The 15,542-nt window shown below is 42.5% G+C and carries 16 protein-coding genes; 10 read left to right on the plus strand and 6 right to left on the minus strand.

Annotation, left to right across the window (positions count from 1 at the left end; genetic code table 11):
• Positions 1-52: 52 nt before the first annotated feature.
• Positions 53-1,540: an N-acetylglucosamine-specific PTS transporter subunit IIBC gene (gene nagE / locus DPF90_RS12220; RefSeq protein ID WP_114786622.1), complete on the plus strand. Its 1,488-nt coding sequence runs from the start codon at positions 53-55 to the stop codon at positions 1,538-1,540.
• 255 nt (positions 1,541-1,795) lie between these two features.
• Positions 1,796-3,466 carry a glutamine--tRNA ligase gene (glnS, locus tag DPF90_RS12225; RefSeq protein ID WP_114786623.1) on the plus strand — a complete coding sequence of 557 codons (1,671 nt, stop codon included), beginning with the start codon at positions 1,796-1,798 and terminating at the stop codon, positions 3,464-3,466.
• 91 nt (positions 3,467-3,557) lie between these two features.
• Here the strand turns inward: glnS and fcrX are convergent, their stop codons facing one another.
• Positions 3,558-4,004 (minus strand): ferric iron uptake transcriptional regulator FcrX, encoded by a 447-nt coding sequence (fcrX, locus tag DPF90_RS12230; RefSeq protein ID WP_114786624.1) that lies wholly within the window; start codon positions 4,002-4,004, stop codon positions 3,558-3,560.
• Between the two features lie 206 nt (positions 4,005-4,210).
• On the opposite strand from fcrX, the gene DPF90_RS12235 reads away from it, so the two are divergent.
• On the plus strand, positions 4,211-4,717 hold the full coding sequence (locus DPF90_RS12235; RefSeq protein ID WP_114786625.1) for a DUF4442 domain-containing protein: 507 nt from the start codon (positions 4,211-4,213) through the stop codon (positions 4,715-4,717).
• 38 nt (positions 4,718-4,755) lie between these two features.
• Here DPF90_RS12235 and fldA read toward each other — a convergent pair whose 3' ends face one another.
• The 3 genes from fldA to DPF90_RS12250 form a co-directional block, all read right to left on the minus strand.
• Positions 4,756-5,289, minus strand: coding sequence for a flavodoxin FldA (gene fldA / locus DPF90_RS12240; RefSeq protein ID WP_114786626.1), 534 nt, complete (start codon positions 5,287-5,289; stop codon positions 4,756-4,758).
• Positions 5,290-5,337: 48 nt separating this feature from the next.
• Positions 5,338-5,559, minus strand: coding sequence for a DUF2788 domain-containing protein (locus tag DPF90_RS12245; RefSeq protein WP_114786627.1), 222 nt, complete (start codon positions 5,557-5,559; stop codon positions 5,338-5,340).
• A 92-nt stretch (positions 5,560-5,651) separates the two neighbouring features.
• A complete protein-coding gene (locus tag DPF90_RS12250; RefSeq protein ID WP_114786628.1) occupies positions 5,652-6,416 on the minus strand; it encodes an alpha/beta fold hydrolase in 765 nt (254 codons plus the stop codon).
• Positions 6,417-6,557: 141 nt separating this feature from the next.
• Between DPF90_RS12250 and seqA the strand changes: the two genes are divergently transcribed.
• On the plus strand, positions 6,558-7,100 hold the full coding sequence (gene seqA / locus DPF90_RS12255; RefSeq protein ID WP_114786629.1) for a replication initiation negative regulator SeqA: 543 nt from the start codon (positions 6,558-6,560) through the stop codon (positions 7,098-7,100).
• Between the two features lie 89 nt (positions 7,101-7,189).
• The gene (gene pgm, locus DPF90_RS12260; RefSeq protein ID WP_114786630.1) at positions 7,190-8,836 is read left to right on the plus strand and encodes a phosphoglucomutase (alpha-D-glucose-1,6-bisphosphate-dependent); all 1,647 of its coding nucleotides are present in this window, start codon (positions 7,190-7,192) and stop codon (positions 8,834-8,836) included.
• 62 nt (positions 8,837-8,898) lie between these two features.
• Here pgm and DPF90_RS12265 read toward each other — a convergent pair whose 3' ends face one another.
• On the minus strand, positions 8,899-9,660 hold the full coding sequence (locus DPF90_RS12265) for a DUF1853 family protein (RefSeq protein WP_114786631.1): 762 nt from the start codon (positions 9,658-9,660) through the stop codon (positions 8,899-8,901).
• Positions 9,661-9,783: 123 nt separating this feature from the next.
• Here DPF90_RS12265 and DPF90_RS12270 point away from each other — a divergent pair, with 123 nt between their 5' ends.
• Positions 9,784-10,542, plus strand: coding sequence for a Nif3-like dinuclear metal center hexameric protein (locus DPF90_RS12270; protein ID WP_114786632.1), 759 nt, complete (start codon positions 9,784-9,786; stop codon positions 10,540-10,542).
• Between the two features lie 77 nt (positions 10,543-10,619).
• Here DPF90_RS12270 and DPF90_RS12275 read toward each other — a convergent pair whose 3' ends face one another.
• Positions 10,620-11,909, minus strand: coding sequence for a citrate synthase (locus tag DPF90_RS12275; RefSeq protein WP_114786633.1), 1,290 nt, complete (start codon positions 11,907-11,909; stop codon positions 10,620-10,622).
• 395 nt (positions 11,910-12,304) lie between these two features.
• On the opposite strand from DPF90_RS12275, the gene sdhC reads away from it, so the two are divergent.
• Genes sdhC through DPF90_RS12295 form a run of 4 tightly spaced genes read left to right on the plus strand, consistent with a single transcriptional unit; the run spans position 12,305 to position 15,527 of the window.
• Entirely contained in the window at positions 12,305-12,697 is a 393-nt protein-coding gene (gene sdhC, locus DPF90_RS12280; RefSeq protein ID WP_114786634.1) for a succinate dehydrogenase cytochrome b556 subunit, read from the plus strand.
• Positions 12,691-13,035 (plus strand): succinate dehydrogenase, hydrophobic membrane anchor protein, encoded by a 345-nt coding sequence (gene sdhD / locus DPF90_RS12285; RefSeq protein ID WP_114786635.1) that lies wholly within the window; start codon positions 12,691-12,693, stop codon positions 13,033-13,035. The genes sdhC and sdhD overlap by 7 nt, the downstream gene beginning before the upstream one ends.
• Positions 13,036-14,802 carry a succinate dehydrogenase flavoprotein subunit gene (gene sdhA, locus DPF90_RS12290; RefSeq protein WP_114786636.1) on the plus strand — a complete coding sequence of 589 codons (1,767 nt, stop codon included), beginning with the start codon at positions 13,036-13,038 and terminating at the stop codon, positions 14,800-14,802.
• Positions 14,803-14,816: 14 nt separating this feature from the next.
• Positions 14,817-15,527, plus strand: coding sequence for a succinate dehydrogenase iron-sulfur subunit (locus DPF90_RS12295; protein WP_114786637.1), 711 nt, complete (start codon positions 14,817-14,819; stop codon positions 15,525-15,527).
• The last annotated feature ends 15 nt before the right edge of the window (positions 15,528-15,542 follow it).

Consider the following 15,542-nt stretch of genomic DNA (forward strand, 5'->3'; position numbering starts at 1 on the left):
AAAAAAAGTCGCCAAAAAACAAAAATATTAAATCCTATAGGGGGAACTGACAGTGAATGTTCTTGGGTATTTCCAAAAAGTAGGTAAGGCGTTGATGGTACCCGTTGCAACGCTTCCTGCTGCTGCAATATTGATGGGTATCGGGTACTGGATAGATCCAACTGGTTGGGGGGCGAACAGCGCAGTTGCGGCTTTTTGTATTAAGGCAGGTTCCGCCATCATTGAAAATATGTCTGTACTTTTCGCTGTAGGCGTTGCCTACGGTATGTCTAAAGATAAAGATGGTGCGGCTGCGTTATCTGGTTTTGTCGGTTTTCTTGTAGTTACCACTTTGCTGTCTCCCAGCGCGGTGTCACAAATTCAAGGCATTGATATGAGTGCCGTGCCTGCTGCATTTGGCAAGGTTAACAACCAATTTGTCGGTATTTTAGTGGGTGTTGTCTCAGCTGAGATCTATAATCGCTTTTCACATGTTGAGCTTCACAAAGCGCTGGCGTTTTTCTCTGGTAAACGTTTGATACCGATTTTAACCTCGTTTGCAGGCATCTTTATCGCCTTTGTTTTGATGTATATTTGGCCTTCGGTATACGGCGGGTTGGTGAGCTTTGGTGAGTCAATCCAAGGAATGGGAGAGCTAGGTGCTGGTATATATGCGTTTTTTAACAGACTTTTGATTCCAGTCGGTCTTCATCATGCACTCAACTCAGTTTTCTGGTTTGATGTCGCAGGCATAAACGATATTCCTAACTTCCTTGGCGGAGCAAAATCAATTGCGGAAGGCACAGGTATTGTAGGTGTGACTGGTATGTATCAAGCTGGTTTCTTCCCTATTATGATGTTTGGTTTACCAGGCGCTGCGCTAGCGATTTACCATACATCAAAATCTAAGAACAAAGAAAAAGTTGCATCAATCATGATTGCTGCAGCCTTTGCCTCTTTCTTTACTGGCGTGACTGAGCCTCTCGAGTTCTCATTCATGTTCCTTGCTCCTATGCTTTATGGACTGCACGCTGTATTAACAGGGATATCGGTTTATATCGCAGCCTCAATGCAATGGATAGCAGGCTTTGGCTTCTCTGCTGGCCTTGTTGATATGATTCTTTCTTCACGAAATCCACTTGCTGTAAATTGGTATATGTTGATAGCTCAAGGCTTAGTCTTCTTCTGTATTTACTATGCGGTTTTCCGCACTGTGATTGTGAAGTTCAACCTTAAAACACCAGGTCGTGAAGATGAGGATTCCTCTTATCTTGTCGCTTCAGGTAATTCATTGGAGCTGGCTAAGCAATACCTCAAGGCCCTTGGAGGACATGAAAATCTTACTGCAATTGATGCTTGTATCACGCGCTTGCGTTTAACGATTAAAGATACCAGTGTGATCAATGAGTCGACCCTCAAGAACCTCGGAGCTATGGGGGTAGTGAAACTGGGTGCTAACAACGTTCAAGTCATTCTAGGCCCACTTGCTGAAATCGTGGCGGGTGAAATGAAGAAAATTCCTAAAGATGAAGACCTGTCTTCAGTTGTGATCCCAACTTAAGATAGATTACTCATTCTAGAGCCTCCTACGGGAGGCTTTGTTGTTTTGGGCTCGGAGTAGAGTATGACAGTCGAACAATTGGGTTGTTTTGCGCTTAATTGGTAAAAATGAATCAATATTTGCCAATTAACACTAGGTTGTAGTTGTGTAATGGGAGAGAATTGTGGATTATTAGGCATTAAATGTTTGGAGCATGTCTATTGCTCCTTGCTGACTACTTTTCTGAACGATACTACAACCATTGAGGTGATATAGATGAGTGAAGCTGAGGCTCGTCCATCGAACTTTATCCGCCAAATCATAGATAAGGATTTAGCGGATGGTAAACATGCTAGCGTACATACTCGTTTTCCGCCGGAACCGAATGGTTACCTGCATATAGGTCATGCTAAGTCAATTTGCTTAAATTTTGGTATTGCTCAGGACTACCAGGGTAAATGTAATCTTCGTTTTGATGATACTAACCCAGAAAAAGAAGACGTAGAGTATGTCGAGTCTATTAAGAATGATGTGAGCTGGTTAGGCTTTGAATGGGATGGTGAAGTTTGTTATTCATCTAACTATTTCGATAAGCTTTATGGATTCGCAATCGAATTAATTGAAAAAGGCTTGGCATATGTTGAAGAGTTAAGTCCTGATGAAATTCGTCAGTACCGAGGTACTTTGACTCAGCCTGGTAAGCACAGCCCTTACCGTGATCGTAGTGTGGAAGAAAACCTAGCTCTGTTTGAGAAAATGCGTGCAGGTGAGTTTAAAGAAGGTTCTGCGTGTCTGCGTGCCAAAATCGATATGGCTTCATCATTTATGGTGATGAGAGATCCTGTTTTATATCGTGTGCGTTTTGCTGAGCATCATCAGACGGGCGATAAATGGTGTATATACCCAATGTACGATTTTACACATTGTATCTCTGATGCTCTGGAAGGTATCACACACTCTTTGTGTACATTGGAATTTCAAGATAACCGCCGCTTATATGACTGGGTTTTAGACAATATTACGATTGATTGTCAGCCGCATCAGTATGAATTTAGCCGCTTAAACTTAGAATATACGGTAATGTCTAAGCGTAAACTCAATCAGCTAGTCACTGAAAACCTAGTCGATGGGTGGAACGATCCTCGTATGCCAACCATTTCAGGTTTGCGTCGTCGTGGCTTTACTCCTGGTTCTATTCGTGAGTTTTGTAAGCGCATCGGTGTCACCAAGCAAGACAACATGATTGAAATGGGATCGCTTGAGTCATGTATTCGAGACGATTTAAACGAAAATGCGCCGCGAGCGATGGCGGTACTTGATCCTATCAAAGTGGTTATCGAGAACTTTGAACAAGGAAAGGTAGAGTCACTGACTGTTGCAAACCATCCAAATAAACCAGAGATGGGAGAACGTGAGGTTCCATTTTCTCGTGAACTATGGATTGAACGCGAAGATTTTCGTGAAGAAGCGAATAAGAAGTACAAACGTCTCGTTTTAGGTAAAGAGGTTCGCCTGCGTGGTTCTTATGTCATTAAAGCTGAACGTATCGAAAAAGACGAGCAGGGTAACATCACGACAATTTTTTGCTCATATGATGCCGACACATTAGGTAAGAACCCTGAAGATGGTCGTAAAGTTAAAGGTGTTATCCATTGGGTTTCAGCAGATAAGGCTGTGTCAGCTGAAATTCGCTTATACGATCGTTTGTTTACTGTGCCTAACCCTGCTGCTGCTGATGATTTTACTCAGTCTGTTAATCCTGAGTCGCTTATTGTGATGAATGGATTTGTCGAGCCAAGTCTAGTTGATGCTGAAGCGGAAAAAGGGATTCAGTTTGAGCGAATGGGCTACTTCTGTGCCGATGCTGTCGACTCAAAACCCGAAGCTTTAGTGTTTAACCGCACTGTTGGTTTGAGAGATACCTGGGCTAAAATTGAGGCTAAGTAATTTATATCTAATGAATTATAAAAAACCCACACTAAACAGGTGTGGGTTTTTTTATATTTCTTGTACGCGTTCTAACAGGAAATGGCGGTCATTATTTCTTGTTATGGGCATTAGGGTTATCTTTACAGTTACCTGTATTGCATTTACCGTATAGATATAAGCTGTGGTTAGTAAGAGTGACATTATATTCGGCAGCGATTTGCTTCTGTCTTTCTTCGATAATGTCATCTGCAAACTCGATTACTTCACCACAGTCTAGACAAACTAGATGATCGTGATGGTGCTGGGTTGAAAGTTCAAATACCGACTTTCCACCTTCGAAATGGTGTCGAGTGACAATTCCTGCATCATCAAACTGGTTCAGAACACGATAAACTGTTGCCAAGCCGATTTCTTCACCAAGATCTATCAGCTTTTTGTACAGGTCTTCTGCACTGATATGTTGGCACTCAGGTTGTTGTAGTACTTCCAAGATCTTTAACCTTGGTAAGGTAACTTTTAGACCAGCATCCTTTAGAGCTTGGTTGTTGTCCGACATAAATTTTCCCATCAATTAACCTCTGCAATGAGCAGAGTTCACTATTGCTACCATTATAGGGTAGTAGACGGTAACAATAAACCACGAACTTCAAAGGGTTACTATTATTAATCTCATAAACGAGTTTAACATCACTGTAGGATCTCATTAGACCAGTTACAATCCTTTAACATTGTGAGCCAAGAGCGTAAGTTTGGAAGATAAGTATGGGTAAATTAGTCAGCAAGTTATACAGACCTAAGGTAGTTAAATTTGCTTTGAACATATGGCCACCCTTTTGGGGAGCAGGTATCAGAATTGTTTCAATTAGCGAGGATTTCCGTGAGGTCAAAGTAAGGCTTAAGTTGCGCTGGTGGAATAAAAATGCCAATCGTACTCAATATGGAGGTAGTATTTTCTCTTTAACTGACCCTATTTACTGTTTGATGTTGATGGGTATCTTAGGCGATGGTTATTTTGTTTGGGATAAGCAGGCGAGCATTAATTTTATTAAGCCAGGACAAAGCGATCTTTGTGCAGAGTTTATGGTTACACAAGAAATGCTGGATAGTATCTTGCAACAAACTGTCAATGGAGATAAGTCATTTCCAGAGTTTGTGATTTTTGTAAAGGACAATGATGGGAATGTGGTTTCAGAAGTAAAACGTCAGCTGTATGTACGCAAAAAGCCAGATTATAGGAATCAGACTGCCGAAGAGAAGCAAGCTGCATAATAAGGCCTTCCAACCTGAAGACCTTATTCACTTGAGGGCTAGCCCTCAAGTTCTGCCAAGCACATTTCTTCGTGAATTTGCTTACACCAATTTGTCACACGTTCGTTAGTCAGCTCTGGCTGACGGTCTTCGTCAACACATAGACCTACAAACAAACTGTCATCACCTTCAACAAGACCTTTGGATGCTTCAAACTCGTAGCCTTCAGTTGATGTATGACCTAAAATTGTGCCGCCTTTAGATTCAACAATATCACGGACAGTGCCCATAGCATCACAAAAGTACTCTGCATAATCTTCTTGATCACCGCAGCCAAAGATAGCAACGAGTTTGGTCGAGAAGTCAATTTGTTCAAGCTCAGGGAAAAAGTCATCCCAGTCGCATTGAGCTTCACCGTAGTACCATGTTGGAATGCCTAGCAGTAGTAAGTCGAAGTTATCTATGTCTTCCTTACTGCTTTTTGCGATGTCTTGAACATGAATCAGTTGCTTACCGAGTTGTTTTTGAATCATCTTTGCAATTGCTTCAGTGTTACCTGTATCGCTACCAAAGAAGATGCCTACACTTGCCATAAATTCGTTACCTTTACCAATATGTGTTGTGGCTTAAATCAGGGGAAATTAACCTAGCCCTGTACCTTCCCAGCTTAATTGAATCAGGCCTTTAGCGATAAAGCCAGCACAGCCAAGGAAGAGCACGAGCCAAACAATACGACGACCGAACGGGGGTACATTCCCAGCTTTGAGAACATCTTTTATTGCCATACCGATTAAGAAAAAGATAGACGCAAAAAGTAAGTCGAGCCCAATTGACTCCAATATGTTCATATAGTCGTATAGCATGGAATCCCTTTATGCCAAATTACTTGCGCTGAACTATACCATTGTTAAAAGGTAAAGTTAACGGGTATGGGTAAACGAGACCCATTCTATCATTATTGAATAAACTTCCCGATTGCGCGTAATACTTCTTGAGGTTTCTCTGCATGAAGCCAATGGCCAGTGTTTGCAATAATATGTGCTTTGGCATTGGAAAATTGTTGCTGTATGTCAGTTTGATATTCGGTGGCAAGGTAATCGGAGTTTCCCCCTTTGACAAATAAAGTTGGCGTGTTTATGACGCCAATGTTCTCCCAGCCTAGGATTTCCCAGTAGTTCTGCCAAAGGCTAGGTACATTAAAGCGCCATTCAAAGTGTTGTCCGTTGTTATATAGTGATTTACCTAAAAATTGTCTCACCCCGGGCAATTCGATATGGTGCTCAAGAATTTGCATCGCTTGTTGGCGAGAAGTAGGCTTTTGTTCGAGTACAGCCTTGAGCCCATTAAATACGTTGTCATGGCGACTTATAGAATAGCTGACTGGCGCCATATCCAATACGATTAGTTTCTCAACCTCTAACTGGGCAAGTTCTGCAAGCTTCATTGCTACTTTTCCGCCCATTGAATGACCAATTAAGATGTAGCTTTTGACTCCTATATGCTCGAGCGTAGTCATCACGTCTTGAGCCATAACTTGATAGTTATGCTCTAACGACTGAAAAGAAAGACCGTGATTTCGCAGATCTAAACAGATAACCTGATAGTTTTGGCGTAGCTCTCGGCTAAGCAAACCAAGATTGTCAAGATTACCAAATAGGCCATGGAGTAACACAATGGGCTGGCCTTCACCTTCAATTTTATAGTTAAGCAGTTGTGACATTTTTCTATATTCGTGACTGATTTAACGTAGTACCTCATTGGGCTATGAATCAGATCGGTATAACAGAACTGAAACTCGCATATTGAGGGTAGTTAGGTATATAATCCCACAGAGTTTAAACATAGAGATTGTGAAAAGCGAATGAAAACAATTGAGGTTGATGAGGATCTATACCGTTACATCGCAGGTCAAACCCAACACATTGGTGAAAGTGCTTCCGATATCTTACGACGCCTTTTGGATGTTAATGCTCAAGAGCAGCAAACGACACCAATGAAAGCAGCGATGCAGGCGAAAGGAATTGTTGTGAGCAGAGATGCTGCAAAAGATGAAAGAGTCGATAGCGTAAAAGCCATGCGCTCTTTACTTATTTCAGATGAATTTGCAGGTCTCAAAAAGGCGATTGATCGTTTTATGTTAGTGTTATCAACACTTAATCGTCTTGATCCTCAAGGCTTTTCTGAAGCAACTCTAGTCAAAGGGCGTAAGCGTGTTTATTTTGCCAACAACGAGAAAACCTTATTAGAAAATGGCAACACGACGAAACCTAAAGCAATCCCTGGCTCGCCGTTTTGGGTAATTACCAACAATAACACCAGTCGTAAACGCCAAATGGTTGACCAATTAATGGCAAGGATGCACTTTCCTGCTGACTTAATTGAAAAAGTAACCAATTCAATCTGATCACTCTTGGATTTAACCTCATAGTATTCAGTACTTATTGAGTGTTGTGGGGTTTTTGATTTTTTAGATTTAAAGAGAGGAAGCCGATAATGGCGATACACCCTCGCGCAGGAACAAGAGCGCAACAACAAGATCTGCATAACCTACCTGAACTTGTTTCCAACTATTACCTTTTTCAGCCCGATCCTTTAAATACTGATCATAAAGTTAAATTTGGTACTTCTGGTCACCGTGGTACTTCAAGTAAGTGCACCTTCAATGAAGCCCATATTTTGGCTATTGCACAAGCTATCGTGCAAGTTCGCACTGAGAACGGTATCACAGGTCCTATGTTTATCGGCAAGGATACCCATGCGCTTTCTGAGCCTGCATTTTATAGTGTTATCGAAGTTCTGATCGCGAACGATATTCAAGTGATAGTCCAACAAGGTAATGGTTATGTACCTACCCCAGGAATTTCACATGCCATTTTGACTCATAACCTTTTAAGTACCTCGAAAGCTGACGGCATTGTTATAACCCCTTCTCATAATCCGCCCCAAGATGGAGGTATTAAGTACAATCCACCACACGGCGGGCCGGCAGAAGGTGAGTTAACCAAAACAATCGAAAACTACGCTAATGCATTAATTGCCGAGAAGCTTGTCGGTGTTAACAGAGTCTCTATTACAACTGCTAAGTCATCTGAGCGTTTTGTTGAACGTGACTTAATTACCCCATATGTAGAAGATCTAAAGAATGTCATTAATACGGAGGCGATTCAAAACGCAAACCTCAAAATAGGCGTTGATCCTCTTGGAGGAAGCGGTATCGAATATTGGCGCCAAATTGCGACAAGCTATGAGTTAAATTTAACTCTAGTTAATGATGCTATTGATCCTTCTTTTCAGTTCATGTGTTTGGATAAAGATGGTGTAATTCGTATGGATTGCTCATCTCCTTATGCCATGGCCGGTTTACTGGCGCATAAAGATAATTTTGATTTAGCTTTTGGAAATGATCCTGATTATGATCGTCATGGGATTGTGACGCCAAGTGGGTTGATGAACCCTAATCATTTTCTCGCTGTATGTATTGACTATCTGTATCGTCACCGTCAAGGCTGGAGTGAATCAGTGGCTGTCGGTAAGACATTAGTATCAAGTGCATTGATCGATCGTGTAGTCAGTGATTTAGGGCGTGAGCTTTGTGAAGTGCCTGTTGGTTTTAAATGGTTTGTCGACGGTTTGTATCAAGGAAAGCTTGGTTTTGGTGGTGAAGAGAGCGCTGGCGCTTCATTCCTGCGCATAGATGGTACACCTTGGTCTACAGATAAAGACGGGATAATTCTTTGCTTACTTGCGGCAGAAATTACGGCAGTAACGGGTATGAATCCTCAAGAGTATTATCAAAATCTTACTGCCAAGCATGGGGCTTCACACTATAGCCGTCTTCAGGCCACTGCAAACGGACCTCAAAAGCAAGTTTTAGAAAAGCTTTCGGCTGACATGGTCACGGCAGAAAACCTTGCTGGAGAAAAGATCACCGCTCGTCTGACTCATGCCCCGGGCAATGGCGCTGCTATTGGTGGCCTTAAAGTCACCACAGAAAATGGCTGGTTTGCAGCTCGCCCTTCCGGTACTGAGGATATTTATAAAATATATTGTGAGAGCTTCAAGGGCGAGGAACACTTAAAACAAATAGAGTTAGAAGCCCAAGATATCGTTAATCAGGTGTTCAAAAACGCAGGTTTATGATAGTTAATGGTTGTGATAAAAAGGGTTGGCAGCAATAGCCAACCTTTTTATATTTAGGGCTATCAGTTTTTTTGTCTCTTCGGCCAATCGTCAGGGACGATAAACCAAAATACTTTCTGCTGAGTTTGTGCGTGAACAAAACGCCCATTTGGTTTTTTTAGTTGTCGTTCAAACTTTTCTATGCCAGTAGCCCAATGCTGTTTATCTAACTCGTAAAGTGGCTCAGCAATTTTTTCCCATTGCTTCTCGAAACACCAAAACCCTGAAATCTGAGAAGGGTTTATTTCATATCCTAAACAGTGGGTGGGAGTCACTTCCGATGAAAAAGGGTTAATGTAGAGTCGACCTTGTAAAAGCAGGTGTTCAGATAAACTACTCATTTCAGGATGCTCGGCTAAAAATGCTGTGGAACTGCTCATTTTTAACTGATGTGACAGCATTCTATCTAATTTTTTATCTAATTGATCGTGTGCATTAGGTCCATACCAAATGCCTTGGTGAAGGAGATAAAACTTAATCGCGACTTCCCAGTGTTCCTGCATATTGGTTTGGTGATTTTTAAGGATGAGATCAATGGCACCTAATGTTTGACCATTAGAGTCATTGAGTTGAAGCTCTTCTAATTCTACGGTGTAATGGCCACTACTTATTAGCAGTTGAGTCGATAAGTGTTGGTAAATGAAACCCAATCTGGGGTTACCTCGATAGTCAGTATTCAAAGGAAGCTGAACAGATAGTGACTGTAGAGATTCAAAAGGGGGAGTTAGCTTAAACAAAGGAGGTGTATTCGAAATCCAATGGTAAAAGCGCAACATGTCACTCATATCTAATACCTAGTCTCTGTAAAATCAAAAGTCTATTAGCATTTTAAACAGATTAGATTGAAACTAGCATCCTAAATATTGTTGCAATACACTGTGTGCAAAAATTGATTTTTGGAAGCTAAGATGAAAAATACACAATTAGAGCAAATTATAAACGAAAAACTCTCTCCTCAATTGGTAAAAGATTATGCTCCCAATGGGCTTCAAGTAGAAGGGAAGCTCGAGGTTCAATCTATAGTAACAGGAGTGACCGCTTCTCAAGCTCTGATTGAAAAAGCAATAGAGAAGAAAGCAGACGCATTACTTGTTCATCATGGCTATTTCTGGAAAGGTGAGCCCGAGCCAATTCGGGGAATGAAAGGTAATCGAATTCGCGCTCTGATAAAAAATGACATCAACTTGTATGGATACCACTTGCCACTGGATATACACCCAGAATTAGGCAATAACGCCGAATTGGCACGACTTCTCGATATTCAAGTTGAAGGGGGTCTGGAAGGGCACCCTCAGTCGGTTGCTATGTTTGGTCAATTAAAACATCCTGTCACAGGGAAAGAATTCGCTCAAAGAATTAATCAGGCCCTGAATCGCTCTCCATTACATATTGCACCCGAAAATAGCGAAAAGTTAATCGAAACAGTGGGCTGGTGTACAGGTGGTGGGCAGGATTATATTGAGCTGGCGGTTAAGCATGGCCTAGATGCGTTTATCTCCGGTGAAATATCCGAGAGAACCACTTACACCGCAAGGGAAATGGATATTCACTACTTTGCTGCAGGACATCATGCTACAGAGCGGTATGGAGTAAAAGCGTTAGGTGAATGGTTGGCAAAAGAGCATGGTTTAGACGTCGAGTTTGTCGACATAGACAACCCTGTGTAAATGCTTTATAGAGTTATCGAATTTAATAAAGGCCGACGTTATGTCGGCCTTTTTTCATATGAGCTTATCGGTGTTACTTAGCCTCTGTCATGCAAAGGCTTGAAGTTACGCTGCTTCTTACCTGTGTAGAGCTGTCTTGGACGGCCAATGCGGTTAAGAGGGTCGCTATGCATTTCATTCCAATGCGCAATCCAACCTATTGTTCTAGATAACGCGAAGATTACGGTGAACATAGACACAGGGATACCGATGGCTTTAAGAATAATACCTGAGTAGAAGTCAACATTTGGATACAGTTTCTTCGAAACGAAGTATTCGTCAGATAGAGCAATACGCTCTAGCTCCATGGCAACATCAAGTAGCGGGTCACTAATGTTCAGCTCTTCAAGAACATCATGACAGGTTTCACGCATAACCGTCGCTCGTGGATCGTAATTTTTGTAGACACGGTGACCAAAGCCCATTAGACGGAATGGATCATCTTTGTCTTTCGCACGTTCGATGTACTCAGTGATCTTATCAACACTGCCTATCTCTTCAAGCATCTTGAGACATGCTTCATTCGCGCCGCCATGAGCAGGTCCCCATAATGATGCGATACCTGCGGCAATACATGCGAATGGGTTAGCACCAGAAGAACCAGCTAGACGAACAGTAGAAGTCGATGCGTTTTGCTCATGATCCGCATGCAAAGTGAATATCTTATCCATTGCTCTCGCGACAACGGGGTTGACTTCATAGTCCTCACAAGGGTTAGCAAACATCATATGCAGGAAGTTTTCAGCATAGGTCAAGTCATTGCGTGGATAAATGAAAGGCTGACCAATCGAGTACTTGTAGCACATTGCGGCAAGTGTCGGCATTTTCGACAACAAACGATATGCTGTGATTTCGCGGTGAGTATCGTTGTTGATATCCATGGAGTCATGATAGAAGGCAGATAACGCTCCAACTACGCCGCACATAACGGCCATTGGGTGAGCGTCACGTCGGAATCCGTGGAAAAAGCTCGCGATCTGTTCATGTACCATAGTGTGTCGTGTAACTGTGAGCTTAAATTGCTCGTACTGTTCACGCGTGGGGGCTTCACCATAAAGAAGAATATAACATACCTCTAAATAATCAGCGTTGTTAGCAAGCTGATCAATAGGGTAACCACGGTGTAAAAGGATACCTTTTCCGCCGTCAATATAGGTGATTTGAGATTCACAGGATGCAGTGGCAAGAAAACCTGGGTCAAACGTGAAATAGCCGTTTGCTCCAAGTGTTCGAACATCAATTACGGGAGTGCCAAGAGCACCTTCCATAATTGGCAGTTCGATAGGCGCTTTCCCTTCGACATGAAGGGTCGCTTTCTTATCCGCCATAACAGTCTCCTTTGTTTATTATTAAATCCGTCCAGGATGTTTGTGTAACATTTTTGTACGTGTGTTCGTTATCAAAGTCAATTATTCTGCTCCGACTTGTGCACTTGTTATGATTTTTTATACGTATAAGGTTAAAAATCTGTTCTATGTAGCAAAAATTGTTACATCAATTGTGCTAAAATATGGTCAGCCGTATATTGGCGCCGTAAATTTTGACTGAAACCTTATAAAATGAAGGTTTGGAGCATATGTGAGGTGATGTTTCAACCCTTGGTGTTAAAATTTTATGCAACTTCATTACGTTTTTTGGACGTGTTAGCTGTTGAATAAATGTTAACTTTTATAGGTTAGCTGTCAGATTTCGTTCATAATTATAAATGCTTCAGTGGAGCTGAGTGAGCAAGCCCGTGAAAGAAAGAAAGTCAAGACCTGTTAATTTAGATTTACAGACGATAAACTTTCCGATCACTGCAATCGCATCTATTTTACACCGAGTTTCGGGAGTAATTACGTTTGTCGCGATCGGGATACTTCTTTGGTTACTATCCATTTCCCTGTCTTCCCCAATAGGTTATGCACAAGCTGTCGATATTGTCGACGGTTTCTTTGTGAAATTTATTTTATGGGGTATTTTGACAGCTTTGTCCTACCATATAGCAGGTGGTATTCGTCATTTGCTAATGGATTTAGGTCATTTTGAAGAGCTGGAATCTGGCGCGATGAGTGCAAAGGTTGCATTTGCAGCAACAGTCGTTCTGTCAGTATTGGCGGGGATTTTAGTATGGTAAAACACATTTCATCTTTTGGTCGCAATGGTGTGCATGACTTTTTGCTAATCCGTGCATCGGCGATCATTATGACCCTTTACACTATATATTTAGTAAGCTTCTGTGCTTTCGCGGATATTTCTTACGTATCATGGACACAGTTCTTTGGTGGCACTTTCACAAAAGTATTTACTATGCTTGCATTGGTATCAGTGCTTATCCACGCATGGATAGGTCTATGGCAAGTTCTTACAGACTACATTAAGTGCACCAAATTACGCGGTTTCCTTCAGTTGGGTGTAATCGCAGTGTTATTTGGCTACTTTTTTTCTGGTCTCTTTATTTTGTGGGGTGCGTAAGTGTCTATTCCAGTTCGCGAATTTGATGCCGTAGTAATCGGCGCTGGTGGTGCAGGCATGCGTGCAGCACTGCAAATCTCAGAGCAAGGCCTAACCTGTGCCTTGCTGTCAAAAGTTTTTCCTACTCGTTCACATACTGTTTCTGCTCAAGGTGGTATCACAGTAGCCCTTGGTAACTCGCACAAGGACGATTGGCAGTGGCACATGTACGATACTGTCAAAGGTTCAGATTATATCGGCGACCAAGACGCTATCGAATACATGTGTAAAAATGGTCCTGATTCTGTTATTGAGTTAGAAAAAATGGGGTTGCCATTTTCTCGCTTTGATAACGGAACCATTTACCAGCGTCCTTTTGGCGGCCAGTCGAAAGAATTCGGCGGAGAGCAAGCTGCTCGAACAGCAGCAGCAGCTGACCGAACAGGTCACGCTCTTCTCCATACCCTTTATCAGCAGAATGTTAAGTACAAAACCACCATATTTTCTGAGTGGTACGCGTTAGATTTGGTGAAAAACCAAGATGGCGCTGTAATGGGTTGTACTGCTATCTGTATGGAAAGCGGTGAGATATGCTACTTCAAGTCTAAAGCAACGGTATTAGCGACAGGCGGAGCGGGTCGAATTTATTCATCGACAACGAATGCTCACATCAACACTGGTGATGGTGTAGGCATGGCATTACGCGCTGGCGTTCCTATGCAAGACATGGAAATGTGGCAGTTCCACCCAACTGGTATAGCTGGAGCGGGCGTACTCGTGACAGAAGGCTGTCGTGGAGAAGGTGGTTATCTTCTAAACAAAGATGGTGAGCGATTCATGGAGCGTTATGCTCCGAATGCTAAGGATCTTGCTGGTCGAGACGTTGTTGCTCGTTCAATGATGATAGAAATTCGCGAAGGTCGCGGATGCGATGGTCCTTGGGGGCCACATATCAAGCTTAAGCTTGACCATCTCGGTAAAGACGTCCTTGAGTCTCGTCTACCTGGTATTTGTGAACTTTCAAGAACCTTTGCTCACGTCGATCCTGTTAAAGAGCCAATCCCTGTAATCCCAACCTGTCACTACATGATGGGTGGCGTTCCAACTCAGGTTTCTGGACAAGCGATTAAACAAACCGCTGATGGCAGTGATGTTGAAGTTCAAGGTCTGTATGCCTGTGGTGAAATTGCCTCTGTTTCTGTACACGGTGCTAACCGCTTGGGTGGTAACTCTCTGCTTGACTTAGTCGTATTTGGCCGAGCAACGGGTCTTCACCTAGGTGAGACTTTGGCTGCGCAGGCAGAAGCTCGTCCTGCTACTGAATCTGACATTGAAGCATCACTTGCTCGAACTATGCGATGGGAAAATAGCACTGGCGGGGAAGACCCTGTTCAGATTCGTAAAGATCTACAAACATGTATGCAAAATAGCTTCTCTGTGTTCCGTGAAGGTGATGCAATGGCGACAGGTTTGGAAGAACTTAAAGTTATTCGTGAACGTCTCAAAGATGCTCATCTTGCTGACAAGTCATCAGAATTCAACACTCAACGTATTGAATGTCTTGAACTAGATAACTTGATGGAAACGGCATTTTCAACCGCAGTTGCTGCAAATTACCGGACTGAGAGTCGTGGAGCGCATGCGCGTTTCGACTATCCAGAGCGCGATGATGAAAACTGGTTGTGTCATTCAATTTACAATCCGGAAACGGAAGCAATGGCAAAACGCGATGTTAATATGACACCAGTTCATCGTGACGCATTTCCACCTAAAGTTCGTACATACTAGGGGAGGATTGAATTATGAAACTGAACTTCTCTTTGTACCGCTACAATCCAGATGTAGACAAAAAGCCTTACATGAAGGATTACGTTCTTGAGGTCGATGAAGGCTCTGACATGATGGTGTTAGACGCGTTAATCCTGCTGAAAGAGCAAGATCCGACTATCGCTTTTCGACGTTCATGTCGAGAAGGGGTTTGTGGTTCCGATGGTTTGAATATGAATGGTAAAAATGGCCTTGCATGTATCACCCCTTTGTCCGCTTTAAAAGGACGGAAATTAGTGATTCGTCCATTGCCTGGACTGCCTGTGGTTCGCGACTTAATCGTCGATATGACTCAGTTCTACGATAATTACGCTAAGGTAAAACCTTTCTTGATTGACGATGATGCTCTGCCTCCGTCTCGTGAAAACCTGCAGTCTCCGGACGAGAGGGCTCATTTAGATGGTTTGTACGAGTGTATTATGTGTGCGTGCTGTACCACGTCATGCCCGTCATTCTGGTGGAACCCGGACAAATTCATTGGACCTGCTGGTCTATTAGCCGCTTACCGGTGGTTAATTGATAGCCGTGATACTGCAACTGATGAACGCTTATCAAATCTTGATGATGCATTTAGCGTTTTCCGTTGTCATAGTATTATGAATTGTGTAAGTGTTTGTCCTAAAGGACTCAACCCGACGAAAGCTATCGGTCATATTAAGACCATGTTGGTAAATCGCTCGGTGTAATTGATAAAAAATTGC

The sequence above is a fragment of the Vibrio tetraodonis genome (genome assembly GCF_003350295.1).
Lineage (GTDB): Bacteria > Pseudomonadota > Gammaproteobacteria > Enterobacterales > Vibrionaceae > Vibrio > Vibrio tetraodonis.

What these genes read in the sequence shown, in the direction of transcription:
- glnS (WP_114786623.1), top strand. Translation starts at nt 1,796, where the DNA reads ATGAGTGAAGCTGAGGCTCGTCCATCGAACTTTATCCGCCAAATCATA.
- fcrX (WP_114786624.1), bottom strand. Translation starts at nt 4,004, where the DNA reads ATGTCGGACAACAACCAAGCTCTAAAGGATGCTGGTCTAAAAGTTACC.
- DPF90_RS12235 (WP_114786625.1), top strand. Translation starts at nt 4,211, where the DNA reads ATGGGTAAATTAGTCAGCAAGTTATACAGACCTAAGGTAGTTAAATTT.
- fldA (WP_114786626.1), bottom strand. Translation starts at nt 5,289, where the DNA reads ATGGCAAGTGTAGGCATCTTCTTTGGTAGCGATACAGGTAACACTGAA.
- DPF90_RS12245 (WP_114786627.1), bottom strand. Translation starts at nt 5,559, where the DNA reads ATGCTATACGACTATATGAACATATTGGAGTCAATTGGGCTCGACTTA.
- DPF90_RS12250 (WP_114786628.1), bottom strand. Translation starts at nt 6,416, where the DNA reads ATGTCACAACTGCTTAACTATAAAATTGAAGGTGAAGGCCAGCCCATT.
- seqA (WP_114786629.1), top strand. Translation starts at nt 6,558, where the DNA reads ATGAAAACAATTGAGGTTGATGAGGATCTATACCGTTACATCGCAGGT.
- pgm (WP_114786630.1), top strand. Translation starts at nt 7,190, where the DNA reads ATGGCGATACACCCTCGCGCAGGAACAAGAGCGCAACAACAAGATCTG.
- DPF90_RS12265 (WP_114786631.1), bottom strand. Translation starts at nt 9,660, where the DNA reads ATGAGTGACATGTTGCGCTTTTACCATTGGATTTCGAATACACCTCCT.
- DPF90_RS12270 (WP_114786632.1), top strand. Translation starts at nt 9,784, where the DNA reads ATGAAAAATACACAATTAGAGCAAATTATAAACGAAAAACTCTCTCCT.
- DPF90_RS12275 (WP_114786633.1), bottom strand. Translation starts at nt 11,909, where the DNA reads ATGGCGGATAAGAAAGCGACCCTTCATGTCGAAGGGAAAGCGCCTATC.
- sdhD (WP_114786635.1), top strand. Translation starts at nt 12,691, where the DNA reads ATGGTAAAACACATTTCATCTTTTGGTCGCAATGGTGTGCATGACTTT.
- DPF90_RS12295 (WP_114786637.1), top strand. Translation starts at nt 14,817, where the DNA reads ATGAAACTGAACTTCTCTTTGTACCGCTACAATCCAGATGTAGACAAA.